This window comes from Acinetobacter sp. 1125_18A, assembly GCF_052824985.1.
Window position 1 is genome coordinate 97558 of the sequence record NZ_VTDG01000001.1, and the last position, 12967, is coordinate 110524.

Genomic DNA, 12967 nt, shown 5'->3' on the forward strand with positions numbered 1-12967 from the left:
GTTTGATGCACTTCTACTATCACTACGATCCTTTAAGGAGAACAACATGTCACGTATCAACCTTGACACTCAACTCGCACCCCAAGCAAGTCAGCCTTTATTAAGCCAAATTCAACAAGCTTTTGGTACGACTCCAAATATGTTTAAGGCAGTGGCAAATTCGCCAGCAGCGTTACAAAGCATGTGGTCCGCTTTTGCTGCCTTAGGTAAAGGTACACTTGGTGCAAAATTAGGTGAACAGATTGCTGTTGCAATCGCCAATTTAAACCGCTGTGAATATTGCTTAGCAGCACATACTGTACTCGGTCAAAATGCTGGCGCTAGCGCTGCTGAAATGGCTGAAGCGCAAATAGGAAAAGCAGCTGATGATAAAACAGCAGCAGCACTGACTTTTGCTTTAAAGGTGGTCAATCAACGAGCTCAGATGACTGACGCTGATATCACAACACTTCGCAATGTAGATTTTAATGACCAACAAATCGTTGAGATTATGGCGCATGTGGCTTTGAATATATTCACCAACTACATCAATATCACACTAGATACGCCAGTAGACTTTCCACGAGTCGAATTGATATAAAACCTACCGACCTCTCGTGTATAACAGAGAGGTCGCTTTCATTAAATATAAGATTTTCTTTATGCGTTATTGCACTTCATCTAAAAATCCAAGTAATTTAAATCATTGAACTTAAATCAAAAGGATCTATTTCAGAATTAATGGGTTGATAGGCTTGGATAAACGTCGGTGACATCCGTTTCGGACGCCCTGAAGCAATTTCTATACATGCCCATTTGGTATTGCCAGTAAAGAGCAAGCTTTGGTCTTTGGCATTAAAAAAAGCATACTGACGGAAAGAATAAAGTGCGTTGATCTCGTATAACCAAGTTCTCAAAATAATATCATCATCTAACATTGCTGCTTTGCGATACTGAACATGATGTTCTACGGCAACCATTGCATGTTTCATTTCTAAATACTGATCGAGTCCAACACCCAATGTTTCGATATGTGCAGATGCAACATCCTGCATCCATTGTACATAGACCACATTGTTTACATGACCTAAGACATCTATATGCTCTGGTTTTACTTTGATTCTTAAATCAAATACTGAACTCATATCTTCTTTCCTTTTCCACTTTTTCAACCATCCGTATAAGTTTGACATAAAAAAGCCACTCTTTGAGTGGCTGATTCTGATCAGTTGTATTTATTGAATACGTAATCCAATCATAGCATGTTGCCCTTCACGAACAATCGCTACACGCGCTACCGTATTTTTCTGTAGTTCAGAAATAGCATCAACAAAATCATTTGGTGTATTTACTTTCTTGTTATTTACTTGGGTGATCACATCGCCAGGTAAAATCCTTGACTGTGCAGCTAAGCCGCCTCTGGTCACATCTTGAATAAACACACCACCTTTAACATTTAAACGATTCTTTTCTTGTTCAGTTAAAGCACGAATCGCAACACCAATGATAGGCCCTTTATTTGGCTTAGCCGAAGTGTTGGTATTGTCAACTTTTGCAGGGGTATCATCTGGTGCAACAGTTAAAGTTGCTGTAATTACTTTTGGTTTATCGTCACGTAAAACTTCGAGCTTAACAGATTGATTAGGTTGAGTACGATTCAAATAATTCAATAATTCAGAGGTGCGTGATATTGGCGAACCATTATATTTTAAGATTACATCGCCTGATCTAAAGCCCGCTTTTTCTGCAGGTGAATTCGGCGCAACTTGGGTAATCAACGAACCTTCTGGTTTATCTAATTTATAAGCTTCTGCTAAGTTTCGATCGATATCTTGCAGCATTACACCAAGATAAGAACGAGTTACTTTACCATTCTTTTTCAACTGATCAGCAACATCCATTGCTACATCAATTGGAATAGAGAATGACAAGCCCATATACCCCCCCGTACCACTAAAGATACGAGAGTTTACACCGACAACTTGACCTTGTTGGTTAAATAGCGGACCACCTGAGTTACCCGGATTCAATGCCACATCGGTTTGGATAAATGGAACAGAGGTTTCACCCATCATATTACGTGACTTGGCACTGACAATCCCTGCTGATGCAGAATAATCAAAACCAAATGGCGAACCGATTGCTAGAACAGGCTGCCCGACTTTAAGTTGATCTACATTACCCACAGATAATGATGGGAAATTATTCCCTTCAACTTTCAGTAAAGCCACATCTGTACGTTCATCACTGCCCACCACTTTTGCATCAATTTCACGGCGATCATTCAGCATAATCGTCACTTTAGATGCATCTTCAACCACATGGTGATTTGTCAGTAAATAACCATCTTTACTAATAAAGAATGCACTACCATACGCAGTCTTTTCTTGTGGCGCGCGTTGTTGTGGAATAATGATTTGATTACCAAAGAAACGCTTTAGAATTTCAGGTACTTGTTGCTGTAACAACTCTTCCTGAGATAACTTTTTAACAACATTAACACTCACAACAGCTGGGCTGACTTGTTCAACCAAGTTAGAAAAATCCACAGGTGTTGAAGCTTGAACTTGTGATGTTGCCGCAGCGACAGTAAATACTGCTGCATACATTCCTTTTTGTATTAGACCATTACTCATTTCTCACGAACCCGCATCTGATGATTATTTGCTTAAAAATGTTTGTAACATATTATTTAATATCGTTACGTAAAAATATGTTTACATTTTTTTATAAAACAAGACTTTACTTAATTTTATATTAAAAGCCTTGGAATATCTTATTTATACTAAAATCTGACACATGTGACTATTGTAATTTGTTAAAAAAAAGAGTGTTATTAGCAAACATTTTTCAAATTAGCTGATGGACATGTCTAATTTAAGTACAACTCATCAATTTGACGTGGTTATTGTGGGGAGTGGCGGTGCAGGTTTAAGTTTAGCCTTATCTTTGCCTGAACATTTTAATATTGCTGTTTTAGCGAAATCAACCTTAACCGATGCAAGCACATATTTTGCACAAGGTGGTGTTGCTGCTGTACTTGATGAAACAGATTCCATTCAACAGCATATTGATGACACTATGATTGCAGGCGCACAGTTATGTGAGATTGATGCCGTCAAACATACCGTTGAAGGTGGTCGACCTTCTGTCGATTTCTTACTCAACCATGGTGTGCAGTTTACATTAGATGAAGATGAACAATTACATCTGACCCGTGAAGGTGGACATTCACAACGTCGCATTATTCATTCAGCCGATGCCACAGGTAAAGCCATTTCGACCACACTGGTTCAACGTGCTCAAGAAAAGAAAAATATTCATATTTTTGAAAATTACATTGCGATTGATTTAATCACCACACATAAATTAGGACATAAACAACAGCCCAATCGTGCGGTGGGTCTTTATGCACTTGATGAAAACAACGAAAAAGTTCATACCTTTTTAGCGCCATTCACTGCCCTTGCTTGTGGTGGTGCCATGAAAGCTTATTTATATACATCAAATCCAGATATTGCCACAGGCGATGGTATTGCCATGGCATATCGCGCAGGCTGTCGTGTCGCAAATATGGAATTTAATCAATTCCATCCAACCTGTTTATATCATCCTCAAGCACGCTCATTTCTGATTACGGAAGCAATGCGTGGTGAAGGTGCGTATTTACGTTTACCTGACGGTGAACGCTTTATGCTGCGCTTTGATGAACGTGCCGAACTTGCTCCACGAGATATTGTTGCACGCGCCATTGATTATGAAATTAAACGCTTAGGCATCCGTCATGTCTGGTTAGACATCAGTCATAAACCGGCTGAATTTGTTAAAGAACATTTCCCGACCTTATATGCGCGCTTATTAGAACTCGGTATTGATATCACCAAGGATATGATCCCCGTTGTTCCAGCTGCACACTATACTTGCGGCGGCGTGGTGGTTGATGAGCATAGCCAAACTGATTTAGCTGGTTTATATGCAATTGGTGAAACGTCGTATACAGGGTTACATGGGGCTAACCGTATGGCCAGCAATTCACTGCTTGAATGCTTTGTATATGGTATGAGTGCTGCCAAGGACATAGAGGCAAAGTTTAATCCTCACTTTGATATACCGACCGTGCCTGAATGGGATGCTTCACAATCGACCAATCCTGATGAAGATGTTGTGATTCTGCAAAACTGGGATGAGCTCCGCCAAACCATGTGGAACTATGTCGGGATTGTAAGAACCACAAAACGTTTACAACGAGCATTGCATCGTATTGAAATGTTGAAGAAAGAAATTACTGAATATTATCAGGATTATCATGTCAGTAAGAACTTGATTGAACTACGTAATTTGGTCATGGTTTCAGAGATGATTGTTCGTTGTGCCATGCAGCGTAAAGAATCACGAGGTCTACACTACACGCTTGATTATCCTGAGCTTTCACCTGAGTTAAGAAAAACGGTATTAACACCGCCAAACTTTACAGTTGAAACCCCATTGGTAAATGAAGCAGTTTAAAATCCTTTGAAATCACAAAAAATAGTCAGATCATTCTGGCTATTTTTATATAATGTAACTTAATGAGCAAATCAAAGCACTTGAGCAAGAACAAAGCACTGCTTTGTTTGTAGCGCAAGAATGTGATAACACAAGGAGAGGCACCGCTACAGATATAGTAGCGCAAGGATGTGGTAGCACAAGGTAAGGTATCGTCTACGCAAATCAATTTAAATTTTTCAAGCTAAAATGCGACAGTGCAAATCTTTTTAATAATTCATAAAGTTATAAATTCATTTTGATAAAATGCAATAAAACCTTCTACTTAAAAATAAAACCTTATATTTGCTGCATATAATTTCGAGGAGAAAGCTGCATTATTTTCTTAAACATCACAATAAATGAGCTATCACTGTCATAGCCTAATTTCATCGCAACCCGATGCACTGAATCTCCTTCTGTTAACCACTGTAATGCCAATACAACATGTAACTTTCTTCGCCATTGATTAATACTCATCCCTGTCGTTTGATGAAAAGTTCGTGTAAGGCTTCGTTCACTCATACAACATAACTTTGCCCATTCAGCCAAACTTTGATTTTGCTCAGGATATTTTAATAAATGGCGGGTCAATTTAACTAAACGAAGATCTTGTGGAATGGGTAAATAAAATGTCGGCTTTACAACTGATTGAATTTCATCCAATAGGCATTGCTGCAAACGGAAGTCTTTTTCTGAAAGCACCGTATCAGACAATGTTTCAACTCTTTCCAATAAGGCATTCAGCAAATTTGTCACTTGCAACATGGTGCAATTCGGTTCTAAAAGATGATCAAGTTGGGGGGCAATAAATGCAACATAGCCAGAAGAGACACCATAACTACTGACTTTATGTGGCACATTTGATGGAATCCATAAAGCCTGTTGTGCAGGAACAACCCAAATACCAGACGGTGTTTCCACAGTAATTAAGCCATTCAATGTCATCATCAATTAGCTTTTTACATGCTGATGTGACGCAAGCTCCCAATCAGGAACTTGCTGATGTATTTTTAATACAATAATTGCTTGGTCTATTTGATCTACAAAAAAAGGATCCACATTATCAAGCATGGTTTGCCTATATATTTATCACTTTAAAACAGCGTCGATGACTTTCTGCGCTTGTTGTTGATTGTCTACAATAAACATCGGGTAGCCTGTAAACTTAATAAAGTTATTGGCAAATTTTTGCGTCTCTAGTCGAATATTTTCATCAGGTTCAATATGAATCAATGCTTTCACATATTGGCTTAGAATTTCACGTTTTGCTTTAACCCATGCCGCAACTTGCTTGCGTTCTTCATGATCATTTTTTTGTTCAGAAAAAGCCCCTTCACTGATAAAAACAAATGTTTCTTTACGACTCAATAATGCTTCATAAATTGCAATTGTTTCATCAACTGAGACTGCATCTTCAGCTTGATAACTAATACGAACGATTGGAAAGTTTTCTAAATTTTGAATAAACATGATAACCACCATAAATGAGAATAATTATCATTGTATTGATTTATACAGATCGTACATTACTAAATTCAGCCAATAAATACGGTATTCCAGCCAAATTTAACAGCGAGTTTAGTCTTTATTTTTTCCATAATAAGTACGATGCGCTATATGAAAAGTTTCAGCATGTAATTTTGCTAAATCATCTAAGTTCTGATAGCCCCCTGCAAGTACAAACATGATCGGAATATTGTCACGTTTGGCAAGGTTAAACACTATTTCCTCTCTTTTTTGAATCAACTCTGTCGTAAACCATGCCGAACCATAAGGATCTGCTTGATGGCAATCCATCCCCGCTTGATAAATAATAATATCGGCTTTCCACTCATTCGCTCGCTGAAACGCTTCATGCAATGCCATAGTATATTGAGCAAAACTTCCATGCTTGGTGTGAATATGACGGCTTTCCGCCCGCTCATACGTGGGGTAGCCAAAGGCCAAACCGTAAATACTAAAATTATATAAATTATCTAATCTGCGGGTAAAATCAGCTGTCCCATCACCACCATGCTGATCGCAATCCAAAATAAAGATACGTTTATTTGCATAATGTTGTGCAATTAATGCCAAGCCATTAAAAGTGCAATAAGAGCCACCATATTCATAATTGGCGTGGTGAAACCCTTGCGCAATATTGGCGGCAATCCCATGTTGGAATGCCAGTTCAGTTGCCAACAATTGCCCAGCATTGATGGAGAGTACTGCATCTCTTAATTGTTCATTCCAAGGCTTAAAACCAGCAAAAGTTGCCAGTTTTGCGGGTTGCCCTGTTAAAAAAGCCTCGACATATTTAGGTGAATGTAAGGCTTTTAAAATTTCTGGATCAATTTGTTGTGGTTCATGAAATTTATAATCATTAAATTGCTGTAGTTGCTCTGCGACTGCAACAAGTTTTTCCATGCTATTGGTATGTGTTTGAGCAAAATAGCGTGGAGAAAAACAAACATTTAACATAAAGCTATCCGAGACTGAGTGCTCTCAATTGTGATTTTGCAACATCATTGAGTTGTTTTATAAGTGTTGTGTCAGGACTAAAAAGTCCATTATTCACTTGTTGTTCAAAATGTGTCGTAAATGCCCTTTGTCGATTCTCAGGTGAAATGGCTAAAGTGGTTAATCGCAAAAACCAAAAACCTTGAATCTCTTTATAGGGAATAATATAGCCTTTAAACTCTTGATTGGGGACTTTGTTTGCAATTTGTTCAATATCATAATCGACAGAAAATAAAGAACCAATTGGAATACGAATTCCATTCATCAATAAAGGTTGTAAATTTATACAGGAATGATTATCCCCCATGTTCATTTTTTCAATCAACAGAGGACGATTTTGATCATCTACAAAAATATTAATTGAGCCTTGTCTTAACATCGAACGATGGGCAATCTTTAAGAAAAATGCTTCTGCCATTGGACATGAACCCACTTTAGGCTTACCGTCAAGCGTCGCAATTTCAACATAACCTGTTTCATCTGCTGTTTTGGGTAAAATCACATCTTCCAAAATAGTGCAAATCACATGACTTTCTTCTAATTGCGCTTGTTGCGATAAGCGTCTTAAATTTGCTTGGATTGCAACTTCTTGTTCAACTAAGGCTTTAAACTCATCATCTTTGGCTTGAGTAAGAAAATTTTGAATCGATTTATTTTGATCTAAGTTATGCCAATCATCGATATCTAAACCATAAGCATTTTTTTGCTCAAGAATTTTTTTTAATTTCTTAAAATCATAATCTTTAAATATTTTTAAATCAGTTGCTTCAACTTGATCACGCGGAAAATTAATGTACTCAGCCAATACGCGTGTAGCCTGCGTATAACCGCAACCACGGCGTTCAGTTTGATGTGAATAGTGTTCATTCAACATCTCCGTCAATTTATCTGATAAAGGAAAAACCTGTTCCTTAAACAAATCTACGACTTCATGACCTGATGACATATTCTTTATTCCATTTAATCTATATTAATTTTCAAAATAAACTATTTATTATGAATAAATTAGCATTATCCCTTGCAGAACTCAATATATCACTCAAGTTGTAATTGCATCTATATCAATCAATACAATTGATTATTTATTATTGTTTTTGATATTCATGATCCATGCCCATACATGATCTAAGTATCCATTAAAGATCTTTCATAAATCAAAAAATGACCATGTTGAGTAAATCAGATTGGTATTGAAAGTCCCTTCTCCCTTTGGGAGAAGGCTAGGATGAGGGGGATTTTATGATGATCTATGGCTTTAAAAAGGACTAACGTAAGAAGTCTATTGTTAATGACGCTATAACCAAGAATATAGCTTGATAATCAAAACAATTTAACCATCACTAAAAATAGTGATTATTAAAACACCATCAGGAAATACAGCAGGGATTAAAAAATTCACCCAATACGCATTTTTAAAATCCCTAAATGCTTTATTTTTGTGGTGGAACAGAATAAGTTCCTGTCACATGTGCAACAGGATCATCCGAACCTAAAGAATAAATCCAGACCTCACCTACAATTAAAGCTTTACCCACTTTCATCAATTTACATACGCCACGAATATCAACACCACCCGTTGGCTTGCGTAAAAAATTAATATTCATATTGGTCGTAACCGTCAAACCAATTAAACCAATTTCACCCATAATCGCAACATAGAGTGCAAAATCGGCCAAGGCCATCATGGTTGGACCTGAAACAGTTCCACCTGGTCGTATATCTTGATCACTGACATGCCAAACCAAAGAAGCCCCTTTTTCGGTTACTTCTTCAATTTCACAACGTTGTAAGCTAGGTGAAAAAAATTGCTGTAAGAATTCTACGATTTCAGCTTTCGAGCTTTTCATAATTAAAGTCTTTATATCCTTGACCTAAAACAATATAAAGACTTTTTCGGTCCAAAACACTAGGGGCTGTTGACAATTCGTCTATGTTTGCGACTATAAGTGTTTTTTAGGCAATACTAGGCACGAAATACGAAATTTAGTCATTCTAAATGATGAGAAACATCGTTTCGCAAGGTAACGAAGTAGTGACAAAAAACACTTAAGTCCCCCGCTGCGCCTTGCGCTGCAAACAAAGCAGTGCTTTGTTCTTGCTCAGGGTTGTGACTAAAATTATCTCAGTCTACGTTATGAAACTCGAAAATAGTCTCGCTATTCTCTTCCTTTCATGCCTTGCCTGCTCAATTTTAGTCTACAACGCAAGCCATTTATGAAATGCCAACAGCCCCTTTCTCGTTCAAATCAATAGAATAAATTGCTCAATTTCACTTATTTAGAGGATTAATTGGTATTTATTTTAAGTAGCTCAACGCCTCAGCAAATACTTGCTCTGGTGCTTGAGTCGCATCTAAGCGTTTCATTCGTTGAGAATCACGCAAATGAATTTCAGAAAAACCACTGCGTACCGATTCAAAAAACACCACTTTTTCTTGTTCAAAGCGGTCTAAGGCACCACGTGCACGTGCACGGTTCATTCCCAATTCAATTGGCGCATCCAACCAAAAAGTAATATCTGGCATTTTAGAGACAAAATTTTCATTGAGCAGTTGTAACTTCTCTCGACTTAACCCGCGACCAGCACATTGATAAGCAAAGCTTGAATCGACAAAACGGTCACACAGTACAATCTTGCCCTCTGCCAAGGCAGGTAAAATCACAGCTGCCAAATGTTGTGCTCGTGCTGCATACATCAGCAATAACTCAGTGTCATTACTCATCTGTTCTTCATGATTAACAGACAGCAATAATGAACGGATTTGTTCAGCTAAAGGCGTACCACCAGGCTCACGTGTTAAAACAACCTGTTGACCTTGTTGTTGAAAGTAATCAAATAACTTTTGAATGAGCGTGGTTTTTCCTACACCTTCAGTACCTTCAAAACTTATAAACATGCTCATTCCTTAATTCTTAGACCGCATAACTTGAATATATTCTTGCACTGCACGATTATGATCATTCAGATTGGCTGTAAATTTGTGCCCACCATTACCTGTGGCAACAAAGTAAATGTTTTCAGAAGTATCTGGATGCATCGTTGCTTCAATGGCTTTTTTACTGGGTAATGCAATCGGAGTTGGCGGTAAACCATTGATCGTATATGTATTATAAGCAGTCGGAGTACGTAAATCCTGCTTTGAAATCTTACCCGTATATTTATCACCCATCCCATAAATCACGGTAGGATCGGTTTGTAAACGCATGCCCTGTTTTAAACGACGATAGAACACACCTGAAACCTGACGTAACTCGCTGTCTACACTGGTTTCTTTTTCAATAATTGATGCCATGATTAAGGCTTCATATTTATTTTTATAAGGTAAGTCTGGCGCGCGTTTTTCCCAAGCTTCATCTAAAATTTTCATTTGACGTTGGTACAGGTCAGTCAAGATTTGCTTATCCGTTGCACCTTTATCAAAGAAATAAGTATCAGGTGCAAATAAACCTTCTGGGTGATCATAAGGAATATTTAAGGCTTTCAGCATTTCACCACTCGGAAGCTGAATCACCGATTTTTCAACCAATGGATCTTTTTTTAATGACTGAATTAATTGCTTCGTTGTCGTCCCTTCTATCACCAAAAGTCGACTCATCTGGGCATTTTCAATATTAGAAACCATTTCTAATACTTGGCGTACATTCATACCTTTAGTGACTTCATACACACCAGCTTTCATGGTGTCATGAATGAAAATTTTCCGATAAAGCTTAAGAATGATTGGAAAACTAACCTTATCTTCTTTAGCCAATTGATCAATAAAACCGGTATAGGTTTCACCATTTGAAATAGACAGCTTTTGTTTTTGACCCGTCACTGGATACGCTTTAAAAATACTCATTTTTAAAATGATTGCAGTAATAATCAAAAAAACAACCAGAACGATCGCAATGCCTTTATAGATGTTATTGCTCACTTGGGCTTGAGTTTTCTTTTTAGATTTTGGCTTAGGTTTGGTTTTAGGCATGAGAATTAAACTGACTTAAATTTAAAGTATTAAATAACTCAACACAGGATTGAGTGTCTAGATGTTGATGATTCAACGTTTCGACCACTTTCATTGGACTGAGGGCATTGCAAAAGAACAGGCTTTGAAAATGTCGAATTTCATCCATATCGATAAAACGCTGTTCACAGGTGACACCATAATGTTGCATCCGTGACAAAATTTCGGCACGCATCACACCATGTACACCATTATAACGAAGTTCAGGCGTAATCCATCTATTGTTTATCCGAATAAAACAATTACTGCTCACACCTTCAACAACTGAACCTTGTACATCTGTGACTAATGCTTCTAACCAACCTTTTGCCTGAGCTTCTTTTTTCAGCAACACTTGTTCTAAACGGTTTAAGGTTTTTAAACCCACTAAATTCGGCATCAATAAGCCAATCGCTTGATCCAATACACCACTGTGAATTAATTCAGGCTGGAAGCATGCAGTTGTTTTTGGATAATAAACCACATAAAGATCGGCCTCATGCTCAGGCATCGCATAACCACGATCACCATCACCCCGACTAATGATGACCTTCAATGTGCCATTTAATATTCCATTTTTTTGTCTTAAACATTGTAGCGTCTGATCCAATAACTCAAAATTCACATCTAAAAATAAACGTTCAGCCGCCAACTTCAATCGAGCACGATGTAAAAGTTCCAACTCCATAACATCTTGATGTAATCGTACTGTGGTAAAACAACCATCTCCATAATGAAATGCTCGATCTAAAAGTGAAATAGAATCAACGAATTGAGCATTTTTAAAACAGATCATTAAGCAATTTCCTATGGCTTTGCACGAATACTATAAGCAATATAAGCATTTTCTTTTTCTCTTTTATTCATATAAAATTCGTTTTTTATTATTTTTTATGGATAAAGACTAGCGTTATGCTCACTCCATCTTACCGAACTTCAGAATTAAATGGGGCAAAAAAATGCAGTTCTCTAAACTTAAATTCGCTGTGGCAGCAGTACTGATCTCAACCACATCTTTCAGCGTTGCTGCAAAAGATTTTTTAAATGTATCTTATGATCCAACACGAGAATTGTACGATAATTTTAACAAACAATTTGCAACGTTTTGGAAATCTAAAACTGGTCAAGACATCCAGTTTAAACAATCACATGGTGGCTCTGGTAAACAAGCGCGTGCGGTTATTGATGGTTTGCAAGCAGATGTTGTGACTTTAGCATTGGCCGCAGATATCGATGCGATTGCACAAAATACAAATTTATTGCCAAAAGACTGGCAGAAGAAATTCCCACAAAACTCTACACCGTACACATCAACAATCGTTTTCCTCGTCCGTAAAGGTAACCCGAAAGGCATCAAAGACTGGGGCGATTTGGTAAAACCAGGTGTAGAAATTGTAACACCAAACCCTAAAACTTCAGGTGGAGCACGCTGGAACTATTTAGCAGCATGGGCTTGGGCAAAACATAAATATGGTTCAGACGCGAAAGCACAAGAGTTTGTACGTCAAATTTATAAACAAACTAAAGTACTTGATTCTGGTGCACGAGGTTCTACGACGACATTTGCAGAACGCGGTATTGGTGATGTGTTATTGGCTTGGGAAAATGAAGCGTATTTATCTACACGTGAACAACCAGGTAAATTTGAAATCATTACCCCATCACTATCGATCTTGGCAGAACCACCTGTCGCAATTGTTGAAAAGAATGCTGAAAAAGACGGTAACTTAAACTTAGCAAAAGCATATTTAAATTATCTGTATTCACCTGCTGGTCAAGACATTGCAGCGAAAAACTTCTACCGTCCGCGTAATGCAGCAATTTTGCAAAAGTATTCGACAACATTCAAACCGTTAAAATTGGTCACAATTGATAAAGAGTTTGGCGGTTGGACTAAAGTTCAAAAGCAACATTTTGAAAATAATGGTGTTTTTGATCAAATCGTAAAAGCCAATGCAAGCAGCAAATAACTGTTTA

Annotated in this window: 13 protein-coding genes; 3 read left to right on the forward strand and 10 right to left on the reverse strand. The window is 37.6% G+C overall.

Features of this window, described 5'->3' with window-relative positions; genetic code table 11:
- Positions 1 to 46 precede the first annotated feature (46 nt).
- The gene (locus FY049_RS00480; RefSeq protein ID WP_056518188.1) at positions 47 to 580 is read left to right on the forward strand and encodes a carboxymuconolactone decarboxylase family protein; all 534 of its coding nucleotides are present in this window, start codon (positions 47 to 49) and stop codon (positions 578 to 580) included.
- Positions 581 to 677: 97 nt separating this feature from the next.
- Here FY049_RS00480 and FY049_RS00485 read toward each other — a convergent pair whose 3' ends face one another.
- Together FY049_RS00485 and FY049_RS00490 are read right to left on the reverse strand one after the other, a co-directional pair.
- Positions 678 to 1124 carry an acyl-CoA thioesterase gene (locus FY049_RS00485; protein WP_446082950.1) on the reverse strand — a complete coding sequence of 149 codons (447 nt, stop codon included), beginning with the start codon at positions 1122 to 1124 and terminating at the stop codon, positions 678 to 680.
- A 90-nt stretch (positions 1125 to 1214) separates the two neighbouring features.
- Positions 1215 to 2615: a Do family serine endopeptidase gene (locus FY049_RS00490; RefSeq protein ID WP_004823133.1), complete on the reverse strand. Its 1401-nt coding sequence runs from the start codon at positions 2613 to 2615 to the stop codon at positions 1215 to 1217.
- 226 nt (positions 2616 to 2841) lie between these two features.
- Between FY049_RS00490 and nadB the strand changes: the two genes are divergently transcribed.
- Positions 2842 to 4485, forward strand: coding sequence for an L-aspartate oxidase (nadB, locus tag FY049_RS00495; protein WP_016539132.1), 1644 nt, complete (start codon positions 2842 to 2844; stop codon positions 4483 to 4485).
- Positions 4486 to 4803: 318 nt separating this feature from the next.
- Here the strand turns inward: nadB and FY049_RS00500 are convergent, their stop codons facing one another.
- From FY049_RS00500 to pabC, 8 genes are all read right to left on the reverse strand, one after another.
- Positions 4804 to 5454 carry an AraC family transcriptional regulator gene (locus tag FY049_RS00500; protein WP_446082951.1) on the reverse strand — a complete coding sequence of 217 codons (651 nt, stop codon included), beginning with the start codon at positions 5452 to 5454 and terminating at the stop codon, positions 4804 to 4806.
- Positions 5455 to 5595: 141 nt separating this feature from the next.
- Positions 5596 to 5976, reverse strand: coding sequence for a hypothetical protein (locus FY049_RS00505; protein WP_327857480.1), 381 nt, complete (start codon positions 5974 to 5976; stop codon positions 5596 to 5598).
- Between the two features lie 108 nt (positions 5977 to 6084).
- Complete coding sequence (locus FY049_RS00510; RefSeq protein ID WP_004717161.1) at positions 6085 to 6966, reverse strand: hypothetical protein; 882 nt, start codon at positions 6964 to 6966, stop codon at positions 6085 to 6087.
- Positions 6967 to 6970: 4 nt separating this feature from the next.
- Positions 6971 to 7951 carry a hypothetical protein gene (locus tag FY049_RS00515; RefSeq protein ID WP_446082952.1) on the reverse strand — a complete coding sequence of 327 codons (981 nt, stop codon included), beginning with the start codon at positions 7949 to 7951 and terminating at the stop codon, positions 6971 to 6973.
- A gap of 484 nt (positions 7952 to 8435) precedes the next feature.
- Entirely contained in the window at positions 8436 to 8852 is a 417-nt protein-coding gene (locus FY049_RS00520; protein WP_446082953.1) for a PaaI family thioesterase, read from the reverse strand.
- Between the two features lie 449 nt (positions 8853 to 9301).
- Complete coding sequence (gene tmk, locus FY049_RS00525; RefSeq protein WP_056518179.1) at positions 9302 to 9901, reverse strand: dTMP kinase; 600 nt, start codon at positions 9899 to 9901, stop codon at positions 9302 to 9304.
- A 9-nt stretch (positions 9902 to 9910) separates the two neighbouring features.
- On the reverse strand, positions 9911 to 10972 hold the full coding sequence (gene mltG / locus FY049_RS00530) for an endolytic transglycosylase MltG (RefSeq protein WP_262781068.1): 1062 nt from the start codon (positions 10970 to 10972) through the stop codon (positions 9911 to 9913).
- Entirely contained in the window at positions 10965 to 11786 is an 822-nt protein-coding gene (gene pabC, locus FY049_RS00535; protein ID WP_056518176.1) for an aminodeoxychorismate lyase, read from the reverse strand. The genes mltG and pabC overlap by 8 nt, the downstream gene beginning before the upstream one ends.
- Positions 11787 to 11949: 163 nt before the next feature.
- On the opposite strand from pabC, the gene FY049_RS00540 reads away from it, so the two are divergent.
- Positions 11950 to 12960 carry a sulfate ABC transporter substrate-binding protein gene (locus FY049_RS00540; RefSeq protein WP_004717173.1) on the forward strand — a complete coding sequence of 337 codons (1011 nt, stop codon included), beginning with the start codon at positions 11950 to 11952 and terminating at the stop codon, positions 12958 to 12960.
- Positions 12961 to 12967 lie beyond the last annotated feature (7 nt).